Origin of the sequence: Natrinema sp. 1APR25-10V2 (assembly GCF_031626495.1) — an archaeon.
In the GTDB taxonomy this organism is placed as follows: domain Archaea; phylum Halobacteriota; class Halobacteria; order Halobacteriales; family Natrialbaceae; genus Natrinema.
This window is the reverse complement of the sequence record NZ_JAMQOJ010000005.1, coordinates 381,563-396,770: the sequence shown is the minus strand read 5'-3', so window position 1 is coordinate 396,770 and position 15,208 is coordinate 381,563. Positions and strand designations below refer to the sequence as shown.

The 15,208-nt window shown below is 55.3% G+C and carries 16 protein-coding genes and 1 pseudogene; 7 read left to right on the top strand and 10 right to left on the bottom strand.

Annotated elements, in window-relative coordinates; all coding sequences use genetic code 11:
- The first annotated feature begins 81 nt into the window (after positions 1-81).
- A complete protein-coding gene (locus tag NDO75_RS17880; RefSeq protein WP_310907973.1) occupies positions 82-213 on the top strand; it encodes a hypothetical protein in 132 nt (43 codons plus the stop codon).
- 51 nt (positions 214-264) lie between these two features.
- Here NDO75_RS17880 and NDO75_RS17875 read toward each other — a convergent pair whose 3' ends face one another.
- The gene (locus NDO75_RS17875; RefSeq protein WP_310907972.1) at positions 265-2,421 is read right to left on the bottom strand and encodes a hypothetical protein; all 2,157 of its coding nucleotides are present in this window, start codon (positions 2,419-2,421) and stop codon (positions 265-267) included.
- A gap of 110 nt (positions 2,422-2,531) precedes the next feature.
- On the opposite strand from NDO75_RS17875, the gene NDO75_RS17870 reads away from it, so the two are divergent.
- Complete coding sequence (locus NDO75_RS17870) at positions 2,532-3,779, top strand: hypothetical protein (RefSeq protein ID WP_310907971.1); 1,248 nt, start codon at positions 2,532-2,534, stop codon at positions 3,777-3,779.
- The gene (locus NDO75_RS17865; protein WP_310907970.1) at positions 3,772-5,211 is read left to right on the top strand and encodes a hypothetical protein; all 1,440 of its coding nucleotides are present in this window, start codon (positions 3,772-3,774) and stop codon (positions 5,209-5,211) included. Before NDO75_RS17870 ends, NDO75_RS17865 begins: the two co-directional genes overlap by 8 nt.
- A 31-nt stretch (positions 5,212-5,242) precedes the next feature.
- Here the strand turns inward: NDO75_RS17865 and NDO75_RS17860 are convergent, their stop codons facing one another.
- Together NDO75_RS17860 and NDO75_RS17855 are read right to left on the bottom strand one after the other, a co-directional pair.
- On the bottom strand, positions 5,243-6,172 hold the full coding sequence (locus tag NDO75_RS17860; protein WP_310907969.1) for a DUF6610 family protein: 930 nt from the start codon (positions 6,170-6,172) through the stop codon (positions 5,243-5,245).
- A 130-nt stretch (positions 6,173-6,302) separates the two neighbouring features.
- Positions 6,303-6,503 carry a hypothetical protein gene (locus tag NDO75_RS17855; protein WP_310907968.1) on the bottom strand — a complete coding sequence of 67 codons (201 nt, stop codon included), beginning with the start codon at positions 6,501-6,503 and terminating at the stop codon, positions 6,303-6,305.
- A gap of 1,036 nt (positions 6,504-7,539) precedes the next feature.
- On the opposite strand from NDO75_RS17855, the gene NDO75_RS17850 reads away from it, so the two are divergent.
- The 4 genes from NDO75_RS17850 to NDO75_RS17835 all read left to right on the top strand — a co-directional run bounded on the left by NDO75_RS17850 (position 7,540) and on the right by NDO75_RS17835 (position 9,244).
- Complete coding sequence (locus NDO75_RS17850) at positions 7,540-8,118, top strand: hypothetical protein (protein WP_310907967.1); 579 nt, start codon at positions 7,540-7,542, stop codon at positions 8,116-8,118.
- A 123-nt stretch (positions 8,119-8,241) separates the two neighbouring features.
- Positions 8,242-8,400: a hypothetical protein gene (locus tag NDO75_RS17845; protein WP_310907966.1), complete on the top strand. Its 159-nt coding sequence runs from the start codon at positions 8,242-8,244 to the stop codon at positions 8,398-8,400.
- A gap of 123 nt (positions 8,401-8,523) precedes the next feature.
- A complete protein-coding gene (locus NDO75_RS17840; protein WP_310907965.1) occupies positions 8,524-8,889 on the top strand; it encodes a hypothetical protein in 366 nt (121 codons plus the stop codon).
- Positions 8,890-8,893: 4 nt separating this feature from the next.
- On the top strand, positions 8,894-9,244 hold the full coding sequence (locus NDO75_RS17835; RefSeq protein WP_310907964.1) for a hypothetical protein: 351 nt from the start codon (positions 8,894-8,896) through the stop codon (positions 9,242-9,244).
- A gap of 539 nt (positions 9,245-9,783) precedes the next feature.
- On the opposite strand, the pseudogene NDO75_RS27780 reads toward NDO75_RS17835, so the two are convergent.
- From NDO75_RS27780 to NDO75_RS17800, 7 genes and pseudogenes are all read right to left on the bottom strand, one after another.
- Positions 9,784-10,218, bottom strand: a pseudogene (locus NDO75_RS27780) (uL15 family ribosomal protein); the annotation flags it as partial.
- A 328-nt stretch (positions 10,219-10,546) separates the two neighbouring features.
- Complete coding sequence (locus NDO75_RS17825) at positions 10,547-11,155, bottom strand: hypothetical protein (RefSeq protein WP_310907962.1); 609 nt, start codon at positions 11,153-11,155, stop codon at positions 10,547-10,549.
- Between the two features lie 83 nt (positions 11,156-11,238).
- Entirely contained in the window at positions 11,239-11,829 is a 591-nt protein-coding gene (locus NDO75_RS17820; RefSeq protein ID WP_310907961.1) for a hypothetical protein, read from the bottom strand.
- 6 nt (positions 11,830-11,835) lie between these two features.
- Positions 11,836-12,813, bottom strand: coding sequence for a DUF932 domain-containing protein (locus tag NDO75_RS17815; protein ID WP_310907960.1), 978 nt, complete (start codon positions 12,811-12,813; stop codon positions 11,836-11,838).
- Between the two features lie 165 nt (positions 12,814-12,978).
- Complete coding sequence (locus NDO75_RS17810) at positions 12,979-13,395, bottom strand: hypothetical protein (RefSeq protein WP_310907959.1); 417 nt, start codon at positions 13,393-13,395, stop codon at positions 12,979-12,981.
- Between the two features lie 484 nt (positions 13,396-13,879).
- Positions 13,880-14,311: a hypothetical protein gene (locus tag NDO75_RS17805; RefSeq protein ID WP_310907958.1), complete on the bottom strand. Its 432-nt coding sequence runs from the start codon at positions 14,309-14,311 to the stop codon at positions 13,880-13,882.
- A 305-nt stretch (positions 14,312-14,616) separates the two neighbouring features.
- A complete protein-coding gene (locus NDO75_RS17800; RefSeq protein ID WP_310907957.1) occupies positions 14,617-15,186 on the bottom strand; it encodes a hypothetical protein in 570 nt (189 codons plus the stop codon).
- Between the last annotated feature and the right edge of the window lie 22 nt (positions 15,187-15,208).

Genomic DNA, 15,208 nt, shown 5'->3' with positions numbered 1-15,208 from the left:
GCAGAGATTTTCGGACTTCTGAATGCCAGCACGTTGCGACTGTAGCAATATTATAAAAATGTATAGTAGTACTGGGGTATCATGCCACAGATCACCATTACGATCGACATCGATGACGATGTCGGGGACGTGCAGATGACGGTCGACGAGATTCATGCCGACGGAATCACGGTGTCACGAACACGGGACGATCCTGCCCGCCCCTCACCATGACGACCTCTTGTTCCGTCGTCCCCTTTCTCTGGTTCTCTCTACTAGTTTCGTTCAGCCGAACCAGCCTAACTCCTGTAACGACGCGTTCTCATCGCCGCAGACTTCGCTAACCGTCCTAACTGTGACGCAGTCCTCCAACAGGTCGTGCTCTGCCAGCCGCTGCTCCAGTCCCTCTTTCACCGTTGCGTTTCGGCAGACAACCCAGACCGCATCGAACCCCTGCTCCCGATGCTGCTGAACGTGCTCGACCTCCCGCGGATTGTCGCCCATCGCGACTTCCACCACGAGTTCCGTCTCTTGCATGTTGACGTAGACATCCGCGTCGAACAGTTCCCGTTTTGCGGCCCAGCTCGCTGCTTCGAACAATTGGACGAGCCGGTGCTGCCAGTATCGGTGTTCGATCCCGCCACGTCCCTTTTGTTGTATCTCCAGATCGAGCTCAGTCCCCGCGTACGTCCGGCCCCGATCAGTTAGATCCAGCAACTTATGGTTCTCGCCATCCACTGTTATCGGCTGTTCCTCCACCGCTCCGGCCTCAACGAGCTCGGTCTTCGCCTTGTTCCCCTGGTAGACGTTCTCGAACCGGTCATACCGCTCCGTCAATGGTGTAAACGGGTGTTCGACGATATCGGTGAGCAGGCGTTCCGCCGCTGCCGACAGCTCAAGATCGTCCTGTGGGTCGTCCGGGATCACCGGCTCATCGGTCTCCGTCCCGGATGAGGTGGCCTCTTGCAGGAACGCCTCCGGCTGGTCGCGTGGCGTCGCCGATAGTTCGTTCCACTCCTGCTGTTGTATCTTCTGAAGTGCTGTATTGGAGATGGTTTTCTCCAGTTCGTAGTTATCGAGGTGGACCGGGCACGGTTCACGGTTCCCGGTCTGGACGATGGCCTCGCCCGTCCCTAACCGCTGGGCAGCCGTGGCCTGCCGCTCGGACAGATCCATCGCCGCCGCCACCTCCCGAAACTGGGTGGCATCCCCGGTTGCGAGCAACAGCTTCGTCCGCGTGTTCGCCTTGATGCTGTCCGTCAGCTTCGTTGCCTCCTGGTCCGCCACGACCAGTCCCTCGCCGAACTCCCGCATCTTCGCGGTGAGGTTGTCGATCGCCGGGATACCGGCCGCGTCCTGCCGCTCCTTGTACACGCTGAACACCTGCTTGCCCTCGTCCAGGAAGAAGACGTGTCGGAGATCGCCACCACGCTGGTTTTGCGCCACCCGGTACTCGTACACCGCGGCGAACAACGTCTCCATCAAGAAGTTCTGGAGATCGGTGCCCAGCCCGTCGAACTCGAACACCACGTTCCACTCCAAGAGCTCCGTGAGCGGGTAGCCTTCACTACAGTCGAAGACCGTGCCCGCCGTCAACGTCATTGCCTCTAACCGGTTCAGTACGGTGTCCCGGTAGTTCGCCGCCTTCCGCACGTAGTTGATCTTGTCTGCCTCGATGAATTGCTGCAGCTCGTGGAGACTTGGATACGGTGGCTCCACCGCGTCAAACAGACCGTAGAGTCGGTAGAGGTCGATCACCTGCCGCATCAGGTAGTTCTTCGACCCGGACAGCAGCGCCGTGGCGTGGCCGAACATCTCGCTGAACACCTGCGCCCACCGCCGCGGCCCTACACCCGGCGGCGGCTGCAACGGGTTGAAATTGAGTTCGGACCACGGCAGCACCAGCAGGTCCTCATCGTGGCAACGGTGCCGGTAGTCCTGTTTCAGGTCGAACACCCAGTACGGGACCGTGATCTGGTCCATCAAGTTGTAGAACAGGGTCGTCTTCCCGGCCCCGGACTGCCCGATCGCCAGCAGATGCTCGGTGAGATCATCTTGGAGCAGATCGAAGGTGCTGCCGGTGATCGTCGTTCCAAGCGTAAGCCGGTCCTGGGCCGGTGGCACGACCGGTGAAACATCATCAAACGGATGACGATACCGCTGGATGGCTCGTGTCGCAAGCACTTTCTCGGTCTGGCGTTTGAAGAAGGGATTCTGTGAGGTAGTAGTTGCGGCCAGCAGCGTCTGTACTGTCGGATCGTGCAGCAGGTCCGTCTGCCTGGCAAACCGGAGAAGTCGTTCCAAGTTCGGGGGGCGGTCCATGTCCTGTCTGCGTGCCACGGATGACAACGGTCGACCGGAGGTATTTGTATCACACATGAGAGCAGGTTTCCAGTGGTTGGACGTCATGATAATCTGGTGGATTAATAGGAATTCACACAAGAGATAGCAGTAATGGGGGTAGAGAGCGCCCGTCTTTCGATGGATCAGCCTTCTTTGCCAGTTATGCTTATGAGAATTAATCCTTCAATCCAGTGCGGAGGGGTCGGAGCATGGAACCGGTGAACCCAGATCCGGAACTGCAGGAGGCGCTTTCGCCGCGGTCAAAGAAGTTCCTGGAACGGTTATACACGGTCTTTTCCGGGGAATCTATCGACGTGAAGAGGGAAACACTGATCGAGATCATTGCTGATCGGCATGAAGACCAGCTCAGAGCGTTTCTTGATGACTATGAGAAACTGAGTGATCGGAACGTGAACCGGCGGTACGGGGAAGAGTACCTGCACGAATCTCTCGGGATTGACCGAGAGAAGTTGGACGTGAAGAACCGGTATGAACTCTTGCTGGTGTTGTATGAGGAGGACCGGGCCGACAAGCTCGACTCGTTGATCATCCGGTCGGAACTGTTTGCCGTGAAAAACGAACAGGAGTTCCAGCTTGACGAGGAGCTCGACCTCGCGAACATTGAGGAGCGGGTGAGGCGGTTCCTCCGCCACACGAATCAGGAGGAGCAAAAGCTGGATCCGATGGCGATCACGGTCGACGCGGACGGGGACTCGGCAGCGCTCGACATCCACCAAGAATACGGCCGGAAATACGCAAAGACGTTCGCGTTCCGTAAGACGGCATCGCAGGACTGCCCGGTGAACCCGGACATCACGGGCCGCCAGTACTACCCCTTACGGAACATCACGATCGGCATCGATCAGACTGATGATGGTACAACGATCACCTTCTCCAAAGCAACCGATAAATGGGAAGAAACGATCGAGGATCTCTTCTCCCACGTCTTCGACGTCGACGACCTCTTTGAGCGGCTGGAGGAGACAAAAGCGCCGGGCGTCGAACAGATCCAGCAGGGCGCCAAACAGGCGGCCGAGGAAGACGAGGCCGATACCGCTGATTCCGTCCGGGAGCTCGTTGAAACCCGGAAAGAAAGCGCTATCGAACAGGTCCATGAGCAGGACGACCCGGACGAGATCACGGAGGACCTGGAACAGCGACTGGAGTCGGTCCAGCTCGTGGGCTATACCGTGTCCGACGACCAGTCAACCGGCACCCACGAATTCACGATTATTGCAGATAATCTGGACGAACTGTTCGAAACGGTGGAAGGGATCGAACTCAGCTTCGAGGAGTATCTGGAGAAGGCCGAGGAGGACAACATCCGGCTGGTCCTCCGGATCCAGAACGAACTGGTCAAACTCGATTCTGCCGACTGGAAACCGCTGCGTGGGAACCGGATCGCGGCCGAGAACAAGAAGGCGATCGAAACCCTGCTGGGGGATCTCGATGAATAACGAGTTGCTTGAACCGCTCCATACGGTGATCACCCGCGGGAAGCCCGTGCCCCGTGAAGACGTGCCCGCCGCCCTCGAGGCAGGCCGGTTCATCGTTGAACGCGTCCAGGAGCCAACGACCTGTCCCACATGTGGCGAAGGCGTCATCCTTGTCGATGATACCGAGGACCGGTTTGAGATCCGGTGCCACAACAATCACTTTGAAACGATTCCGACGGCCGACCGGTTGCGGTACGCGCCCGATTTCGAACAGGTGCTTTCAGCGGTCGCCGCCGACCTTGGCCAGACGGTGGTCGCGTTCGACGGCCAGCATCTGCCACGGTTTGCCCGGGCTGAGACAGACCAGGGAACAGTGCTCTATCTCATCTATGCCCCGCGGGACTATCGTGCGACGGTGAAGCAGATCTACGAGGACGCGATCGACCGCGGACAGCCCGCCCTCCTGATCACGCCCCGGGACGAGATCACTGATATCGTGGAACTGCAGTTCCTGTTCTCGGTCGGCCACCTCGTTCAGGCCGTCCCCTTCACCAAGCTCGACAATCCATCGCTGCTGAACCAGACGCTCAAAACTGCTGAAGAGGTTGAAGCACTCGGGCAGGATGTCATGGAACAGCGGTTTGCGTCCTCGCCTGGTATGGTCCGCGAACGCGCCAACGCGAACCCTCAGTATATTCTGTCGATCCTGTCGAACATCCGTATGCTCCGGGAAAACGGTGAAATCACGCCGGGTTCTGGTGACCTCCTCGAAGAGACGGCGGAAGCAGTGTTCATGCACCTGTTCCCGACACAGCCGGACCGGGGCGGCGAAGCCGACGTAGGCCAAAACCTGCCGGACAACGTGTTCTACCTCTGGGAAGAAGGTAGCTACAAACACACGGACTACGAACCCGTTCTCGGAATCGTCGACACGAAATCGGGGAGTACAGCGAATTTCGCCAAAGAAAAGGCCGCTGGAAAACACGATAACTACCTGGATTTTGCGCGGAAGCTTGCCTTCAAACAGGGGGCCGTCGCCCACATCTTTGTGGTCCTCGATATCGACGGCCAGCAGGAGATCAATTACTTCGACCGGATCAGAGAGGACTATGCGGAGAACATGTACATGGTCGTGCTCACCTTGGACGCGTTGACTACCATCTTTGCCGCATACCTCTCCTCGGTTGTCTCCAACGAATTGAAACTCGGTGCCACGAGTTTCACGCGAGCCATCTATCCCTTCTTCCACCGCGACACCTTCAATGCCGACCAGCACACCGATCTCCGCCGCCAGTTCCGGACCGTTGGCCGATTCCAGGACGACTACCAGATGGCGCTGCTGGAACGCTCTGACCTCTTGGTCATCAATCGGGACACGGTCATCACCCGGTTCCGAAACCTCGTCGACGAAGACACCGAGATCGAGGAAATACTTGGCCGGTACTTCAAATAACCAATGGCAGTCGGCGCATCACCGTCACGGCCTACCGCCTGTCCCGCCACTCAAGAAACGCTTGCTCCGTCTCTGTGCGGTACGCTAAGGTGCAGTCGGCATACGTCTCAACGATCGATTCTTCCAGCTGGTCTCGTGACCTGATGTCGGCCCCGTCTACCGCGTACACCGGGTCATCCGGCTCGTGGACCGCCGGCCCGTACAGGTCGATCGGCTCGGTGTCCGGCCACACACTGCGGTCCTGCCAGAACCGTTTAATCTCGTGGAGCGATGTTCTAACGGTTTCACGGATGGACAGGTGGTCGGCGGACTGCCAGCCGTCCGGGTGCCAGTATTTTCCGTAGTATGCGGCTTTCTGTACGCCGTTCCAGTCCAGGCCCACGATGTCGGCTGGTGGCTCATTGGCGAGTGTCGGTTGGGTCAACCGGTCGATCACCGTGTACTGCTCGTACGGGCTGCCACCGAGGAGGTGGACCTTCTGGTCGCGCCATGCGCTGTACTCAGCGATATCTTGTGCCTGGATATCAGAATACCCCATGGCGTACCCGAGCGTGATTTCGTTATCGAGGACGTCGATGGCTGTCCGGCACTTTGGGACGACCACGTACTCCTTGTGCGGATAGTCGTCCGTTAGTTGCCGCACAGCGTCGTTCAATGTCTGCGCCTCCTCCGCTGTATAGGCGTCACCGAGGACCGCAACCGAGGGATCATGTCGCTCAAACCGCTCCAGGTAGCGATCGAGATTCGAATCACGAAAATCATTGTCAAGGATCACGACCGGAAGCTCAACGTTTGGATACTGCTCACACCGATAGCTGTAGTCCTCCCTGACACCCGGTGCGAACCCCAGTTCATACGCATCGGTCGCAAACGGATGCCGATGCAGAAAACCGATATAGTCTGCTTGTTTCGCTGCCGTATACTGGATGACGAGCCACCAGACAGGCGCCGGGCAATCCACGGTTTTTGATCTGCGGAGACACCCCACTTCTCGTGTATTTGGTCTGACGTATCAGTATCAGTACTGGCTCTCAGAAGCGCTTCTACTGAGATCGATTCCGTGACCGTGGAGACACCTGTAAAGGTGCCTGCTATTCCCTATCCGGCTGATCAGCGTGTTCGATATGGTCGCCGCGGATAATCTGTTTCATCGAGGCACACTGAGCAGTGTCGACCGTATGGATCTCTTGGGCGGCAGCCAGTACCATCGTCACCTGTAACGGGGAGAGTTCTTGCCGTAACTGCTTGAGAAGCGCCGTCGCTTCCTCTGCGAGATTGATGCGGTCTCCCATCGGAATCCTCCACAGCAGCGCTGTCACCAGATATTTTTAACCTGCCTGGTGATTTCACCGTGATCGGGCCTGATGGAACCGGACACGCCGTGAATCCGGTTGTCCCAGTCCGCGTTTCGGATGAGTACGTCTGCACCGGGTTTGTCACGGATTGGCAGCGGCGGATTCTCCTGTCCGTCGTTTCACCGTGTAATAGATGACAGGATCAATCTGACGCCACATCCGGTCCGTCTCGCGTTCGTCCATCTCCACACTGTCAACCGTACCGACATCGCGAGTATACCACGACATACTATCTACACATAGGTGGTTCCGGTCCTAAGTTATCCATAAGAAGACACCGCGGTTCGTATCCCAATCAGTGGCTTTGCTCACTAACTTATATACAACGTGTCACAGAACTTTTCTTGTTCGCTTCAAAGGCCGGAGTGAGTGATGTAGGTGAATGATGTAATCCTTCTTAAGTAGCCGAGATTTCTATTCATTCGTATGCTATTGTGGACATGGGGTCCTAAACCCACTGACGGGTTTGTGACAGCCATCTGTTGGATTCGAGGACATGATTGGCCACACGACGCCAACGAAGATGAGCGTGCTGGCGGAAACCGATGTAATAGATGTAATAAGAAAAAGGCGTGAAGGCTTCGAAGAAACCTCCAGCACCAGTTTGCGAAATAATTCAATACGAATCCAATGTTCAATTCGCATGAGCTATCTAACAAACGATTCGCTGAAAGAGGGATGAAAATGCCGAAGATTACACAGTAGCTGTAGTGAAGACTACGAGGGATCTAGCTGCCTTTCTCCCCTCCACTCAATCGGAACTTGTACTCCCTCTGTTTAAAGTTCGAATTCGATATCGGTATCGGCCAACTCTGTGGCCCCGTTGTTGACCGCCTGCTCGACCGAGCACTGGTCCTTCATGAGGAAGACGTGCTTGTTACCGTGACTCCGCTGCAGGACCTCCGGTCCTTCATTTACACCACGTTCAATTGGATAATATATAAAATATTCTCTATCAATATATTCAATATTGATGGATAATAAAGATAGCTATTTGGATCGTGAAATCGAGCGGTTTGTTGATGAGAGACTCGGATATTCGAATGAAGATGTTGACTGGGATTTAGGCTGTTTGGACAACGTCAGGGATCGGCTTGAGGAACAGGTGGAGGAGTTATCGTACCAACTTGCTGATGCATATATGTCGGCTGATGAGCCGACAACGGTGCTGATAGGGACAACGGAAACAGTCTATGATGACGTGAGACAGCAGTGTACGGAAAAGGGATACGAGTTTGAACAGTTCCAGTACGGCAGCTTCCAGATCAGGGATGTTTCCCAAGAAGATATCGGCGACCTGCTTCAAACGATCCGGCCACGGAACATGGAGACCGTTATCGATCAGATGGATGGCCCACGGTCCGTCAGTCTGACCGCAACAGCTGACCGGTATGAGAGTGTTGCCTCGTACTGGGCGGCCGCAGGTTACGATCCCGTACGACTCTCGCATAACATACTGTATATCTCCGAAATGGCGCCGGCCGATATCGATGAACTCATCCATATGCCCGGAGTTGAAGCCGTAACAGGCAGCGACCCGCCGCCCATCTGACAGCGCTGGTTACTGATCACCGTCCGATGGTATTAGGATATGCGCTGGTAGATCCTCACCGCTTGAGGGATTCTGCTAAGCTAATCAAGCTAGGTCATATGTTGTACAAACAACAGGGGAGGTATGAGCGTGAACGTGGCCGGCGGTTTCCCTCCGGTCCTCTTATGCTTCATCATGTTCCTCTGGTATCGGAAGGGCGTCGAGCATCTCGCGGTCCTGCAGGGTCATGATGTGCTCGTATTTTTCCACTCGTCGGCGTTTATCGTGGGTGCCAGAAGGTGATTAATTCTATGTGTCCATGCCTGGATTTGACCGCCTCATCCCCTTCCATCTCTAATCTGAACAGCGCCCGCCTAGTGTATGGAAAACACTACATATATCGATCTGGATAATCGCCCGTAAGAGATGGTTCTTCTCTTCTCCTCTATAGAGATCCTTTGTTCCTTATTTTCTGGTCGGCCGCCGATCACAGCGCTTGCCCCGGTTGTAGCACTCGCAGCCTTAAGTGGGGGGATGACACGGTATATTCTCGGTCTGGTGAATGAAGAGGCGAGGAATGGCCGTCAATGGAAAAAGGCCAAGTATGAAAATGATCTTACTATTGCAGTCACAGGCTTTTTATGTTCGCTATTCAGCATTCTCACCTTCTTTTTAGCTACTGTAGGGTATTGGACCTGTACATTTAATCTTCTCACAGGGGTATTTTTATCGTGTTGTGTGGTCCTGACGGGTGTAAGTATCTTTTTCACCTCTCGCCACGTCAGGGAATGACAGCATGGCGTGGTCGGAAGAGTATCCCGAGGCGGCACCGTCCGCTGAAGATCTCCAAGCGACCGGGCGGCATCTCACCCCAGATGTTAGAAAAGAACTGAACTATGTTTGTGACGACTGTCACGATAAGTTAGAAGAATTCATTGCTGATGCAGAATGTGCAACACCGGTCTCTGCGCTCCCGACCCATGTTATTGCTTCAATGATTGGATTTGGCGCGAAGCAAGAAATTGATTCCCTCGAAAAAGCATACGATCAGAATATTGATATTAAAGATCTGAATGATACGCAGAAAGAACTCTCCTATGAGTATATTGGGTTGAAAGGACTGGGAAATGGTTCGGAGGAAAATTAGAACCAATCAACGAGATCTTCAACAGCAAAAAGGTATTTTCTTTCCTCAACGGCAATCCGCCGTTCTCGGGTTTCAATATCATCGCCGTACATCTTCTGATGTTTCTCCTGAATGTAATCGAGACCTTCTAACACATCATCAATATCTAAAGATGAGGGCACCCCTTTCTGGAGCTGTTTCCTTCGTTCATCAGAAGTATCAATAGGGTCAAAATATCCATCAATTTTGGCGTCAAGCTCCGAGTGGTCTATCCCGTACTTTTCCATGAAGGAACGCGTCTGAAAAAGGTTTACTGCATCAAGGGCTGACAAGTCATCGATCAAACGGTAATGATTCTTCAAAATATCTGTTGCTTTATCGGGATAAGTGTGCTCTTCACCGATCTTTAATACGTCTTCTACTTCGTAGAATTCTAAAGGGGTTCCCTCCTCCACTTTCCCGGCATATCGCTCCAACCGTTTCTCCACCTCTTGGTTATTACCCTTGTTCGAATCTTTATAACGGTCGCGAACCCGCTTTTTAACCATCGTTAACGGGCTTCGTTCAGAAAGATAGATATTCCCACCTTGTTCCTGGATAAGCGAATAGGCGTCCTGAGAAAAGTCATCAACAACTGCATTAATAGTGTGTCGGAGTTGGCCGCCGCCAAGTAGCTTAACGATATCTGCTTCGTATGCGTCTTCAACGATCTCTCTGATATCAATCCAAATGCCCTCCTCGGTTTCCTTGGCCAGCCCTTCGGCCCGATATATCTCGATATCTTCATCAAGCTCCTGTATATTAATTGAGATTACCTCTTCTTTGGCTTTCTCGGGGCGATTGAACCCGTGTTTCCCCCGAGATTCCTGCTTATGAAATTCATGGTTTGATCTGCCAGCCTTTCCCCGGCCGCCACGGTTACCAGCCCCACGGCGGTTCTTATGGCTACCGCCGCCGTGCGTTCGTGAACCGCGTTGTCGCCGTCTTTTAGTCATGGGTCTTATCTGTGGTAATGGATGAAGTAGTCCCTAGACCAGTATCCAATGTCGGCCATTCACAACTGCTTCATGGTTTGATACTGGTTTATATATAATGGATATTATTGCGGTGAGCGATATTGCTGCATTTTCAACCTGCTGGCATCCAACCGTCAACATAAACAAACGGTAGTTTCTTGATACTCAGGCCTCTCTTGAGTATCACAGATAGCCCTCATTTGCGGTCGGCGCTAGCTCTTCTCAATACCAGATCCGTCACTGCTTCGCAGATCGGTCGTCTGCCGGGGCTGCAGGCCACACCACCACCTTAGTTATCACGATCGTGTTAGAAACGGGGACCATCGATATCGGACTCGGTCAAGGGTATCGCACCCCGGTTCACGGCCTGCTCGACCGATCGCTGGTCCTTCATGAGGAAGATGTGTTTGTCGCTGCGGCTCCGCTGCAAGACCGCGGCCTTGAACAGAACGGTCGGGTGCTCCGTGTACTTCGGGTAGACGACGCAGAACGGCTCCAGGTCCCGAACTACAACCGGTTCGTAAAAATGGTCCTCAAGGACTTCCTTGACGTCATTAAACGCGTCCTGTGGGACTTCGAACCGGTAGTCGTCCTCGTTGTAGTAGGGTCGGAGTGCGTCAAACATGTTGTCCTCGTCGAAATACGCTTTGAACAGGTACCGATCACCGACCAAGAACACGTAGAGCGGTTCGCGGTCCACGTCAAACGTCGGCATCTTCCTGCGAATATTCCCCGTGAGGTCGTTTAACAGTTGTCTCGCCGTGGTCCGGTAAGATTCATCGCGTTTCGACATTGCTGGATGCCACTCCTGCTCTTCGGCGTCGAACGTGACCGGCGTCCACTCCACAGTGTAGCCGTAGCCGACGCGCTCCGGCCGGATCCAGATCTCGAGAGGTTGCTCCTGGTCGACGACCAAGTCGGCGATGACCTGCGGGAGATCGTCACGGGCCACCCCGCCCACTGCACCGCCGCGCGCCGCGGCATCCGGATCCTCGTCGCTTATCGTCCATCACCTCCATCACTACACTCGGTCCGTGCAGTTGAGGCCGACTCATCGGTGTCCCGACTGCGTGACTGCTCCGCCTGTGTATATTCGATCGCTTCCATGACCTGTGTATGATCCGGTCCTCGCTGTCTCCGGTAGTCGGGAGGATCAGCGTTGTCCACGGCCCACGTCGCTGCCATGCTCAACTCCCGTCCTTGGTATCGGTCCGGGTTGCCGGTATCGTCCCGCGTTTCCAGGTAGTCCCATACCGTGTCCTCCTCGGGGAAGAACAGGTGGAGCACGTCGCATACATCAGAGTGGACGGCCTCGTGCGCTGACTTGTGGGAATCCGGAGTCCAATTCGGTTCCGCGTACTGCGTCTCGTAGCCGCCGTCCGGTTCAAAGGCTTGGTCTGCTACGATCGTGTCGTACGCCTGCTGGAAATGGTGGACGGGCACGTAGCTGAACGTCGCGTACTGGAGTGCCCCGTCACGCGGCTGCCGGACGTACCGCCGCTCTGTTCCGTTCCGTCGGGCCTCGGCGTATTCCCGTGCCAGGTGCTGGATCGGGTTCAGGGCCGCTCGGTGCCCGGGTTCGTCGGCCACCGGGTCTCACCCGTTGTGCGCCGCGATCAGATCGTGCAACGTTTCTTCCTCGTTGTCCCAGTACGGTTCGATCTCGTTGTCCGTCGTGTACTGGTCGACCCGCTGCTCCACGGCCTGCTGACCCACCGTTGCTGCGTCGGGCACGTCGCCGTCATGGTCTAGGAGCCGCGCTGCTCGCTCGAGGCCGCGGTCCCGAGTGTCCGCGTCCATCCTGTCAGCATGGGTCAGCGCCCGGGTCGCCGCATTGTACGTGTCGTACAACGAGGGTTGCTCCTGATACGTGTCGAGTTCTTCCTCGAGGGCGTCCCGCAGCGTGTCCAGCGGATCATCAGGGAGGTAGGTGTCGATCCCGAGGTCGGTCAGCACCAAGAGGGCCTCGTCCCGGTTCACGAATTCTTGATCGGCCGCGGCTTGGATCCGATCCTCCACCTCGTCCACGCCGGAGACGATACTGTCGTATGCGTGCTCGAACAACGCGTAGTCCAACGGTTTGCTGTGCGTCTGGCTGAACTGCTTCTCTGAATCGAACGCGACCATCCCGTTCGTGCAGACCATGCGGACGGCCCCGATGTCGTGATGTAAGCCGTGCATCCCGGTGTGGGCATGCGTTGTCCGCTTTCCGAGTTCGTAGACGTCGCCGTCGAACGGTTCGACCTCCAGCCCGTCCAGATCCGTGTAGACCGTGAGCTTGCGGCCGTCCCCCGATTCACGGATATGGCCTTTTGGTCGGACCGTGTCGGTGTACTGCTCGAGGGCCTGGGCCTCGTAGTCGATGATGTCTGCCGGCTGGAACACGTGGTAATGATCGGTGTTCGCGGATACGTCGCCGACCGGGGTGCTGTCCGCGGTCCACAACGAGTCGCGGTACGGCAGGTCCGCCCACTCGTCGTGGTCCGCGTTGTGGGCGTAGATGTCGTGGCGCTCGATCTCGGCCAGCTCCTGTTTGGTGTCACGGAGTTCGTCAATCCCGTCGAACGTATACAAATTCGCTGTAATCGGTTGTCACCTGGACAGGGTACGGCCTACGGACTGTCTTCATCGTGTGGAGAGGCCGTGGTTCGAATGCTGTCCGAACGTTCGGGCAGTCGGAACCCACCTTCAATCACGCAACCATTAAAAATATTTAGCAAAATTCAAAATAATATTTCTTTATCCGAGAAAAATGGCTATGATGAAGATACTATTTATCAAGATGATCAACAGGGACGCGGGGGTGTATCCTCGAATACCTTTTGTCGCATATTTCGATGGAAGTCGGCGGTGTTCATAGAAAAACGGTATGCACGACAACAAGAGGAGCACTACGAACATTGGAACAAGATACACTGTGGGTGGGGTGAGTTCGATAATCCCTGCAACAATCGTCACCAGTGATGTTGTCAACATCCGCACCGTGTCAGTTGCATACCGCAATACATCAACCAGGTTTTCCACCTCTCCTGCCGTTCCAATACCGCATGCTTCTGAACGCAGTTCTTCCTCCCAATAGTAGGCTGTCAGGGGAGAGAAAGCCTCGATAACGATGACAAGGAGAAATGGCGCCACCGAGATAAGATCCGTACGCATCTACAGCCGAACCGCGATATCTCCATCAACAACTCCCGATTCGCCCGAAGATCCATCTTCCTGATAATCTACTGCGGTCTCGATGATATCCATTGGCGGAGCACACGAGACAACACGGATCCCGATATCAAAATCCGCTTTCCGCGGTCGTGGCGACTGAAATGGACCAGGTTTACACATCCGTGCCCCTACTGTTACCGTCTCTACCTGGGCTTTCACATACCGGTTTCCCGACCCCTTCGCTTCAAACTCAACTCGCTTACCGACCGTACCTCGCCGAATTTCCGCTGAAACCCGGCACGGACTATGGTTCACGATATCCACACCGTGGCAGAGGTCTATACCCCGATTTCCAGATAATTTACACTGAATTTTCCCCGAGTTATTTCGCCGTGTCTCCATCACAACATCGATGACAGATTGCGCCGTGACCCGGTTTCGACAGATCGGCATGAGAATCATGCTGGGTCCTCTGCACTGCTTGTTAGTATCGCTCTAGAAATGAATACAATTCCTCTCGTTCGTCTGAAGACAGCGCCTGTCCCGTCGTCTGCTGATAGAACTCTTCCACCATTTCGGGATTCGCTTCGTCAGAGATGAATCCTACCTGATTCATCCCCTCCCGCTCCTGCCATGTCACATTGTACTCCCGATCATTAATCCGTAAAAGTTCAACTTCAGATGACAAGTACTGCTCAACAACGTCATATGGGACTGTCCCCTTTTCGTCCGGCACCGGCCGCACAATTGCTTCCGCAAACTTTGTCGGCGGGTTTTCCTCACAAAACGTCAATACCGACTGGTACTCTACTTCCGATGGCCAAAATGAACTGTAGTAGTCGTCCCCATAGCCCTCCAGAGTCAGTGGGTACTGATCATCGCCCAGTTCCGTCACAGCCACATCAGAGGAACTCATGAGGGGACATCCGCTTCAAGTAATATAATCGCCCTCACAATTTATAAAGCTTCCACCGACTCCCATCTCTCTCAGGACATTAATTCCAGCTCTAACTTCACCGATTCATCCTTTTTGTCGTGCATCTTCGTCAGTGCTAACCCCCCAACACCGCTTCAAAAGCACCTCCTATTTCCAATGCGTGACTACGTGCTCTGGCATCACCCTATTTAGTGGTCCGGACATTCGGACCTTGCATCGGGTTCTGCCCTCCAACCTTCTACACCGTAGGAAACGGCTGACAGGAGGCACGGTCGTGTGCCAGCCTATTCACGGATGGCGATCGTGACCTGTTCCTGGTCGAAGTTCTCACCGACAATCAGTGCCGCGGTGACGGAACTGGTGCCCCGTTCGCTCGATGCAGGTGCGTAAAACCCGAGTTCGGGGGACAGTCGCTGGCCTGGAGCGAAACCGCCGTCGAACGCGGCTGCCTGCCAGACGAACCCGTCCGCCGTGGCACCGGGTGTCGACTGCGGTTCCCATGTTGCGCCGTCGCCGTACCGGTCGGCCAGTTCTAGCTCTGCCGGCAACCCCTCGAGGAACCGGAGGGCGATCGTTTCTTCGCACGGCGCGTCCCCCTCGTTATGGATGCCGAACTCGACGGCAACGGTTTCGTCCGGTATCACGGACACCTGGTCGGGAACGGTAAGCGTCAGTCGGGGCGCGGTACTGGCGGACGCCCCCGTGTCCGCCGACCGGTCGCTATCATTCTCCTGTGCCCCAACGCTCTGGTGGCTGGTTTCGTTGCCTCTGCTGCCGTTGACCGAATACGCTCCGATCCCCGTCACCGTGGCCCCGCCGGCGGCGAGAACCGCACGCCGTGTGAGCAGTGTCATGGGCCTATCGCCCTTCTACGCG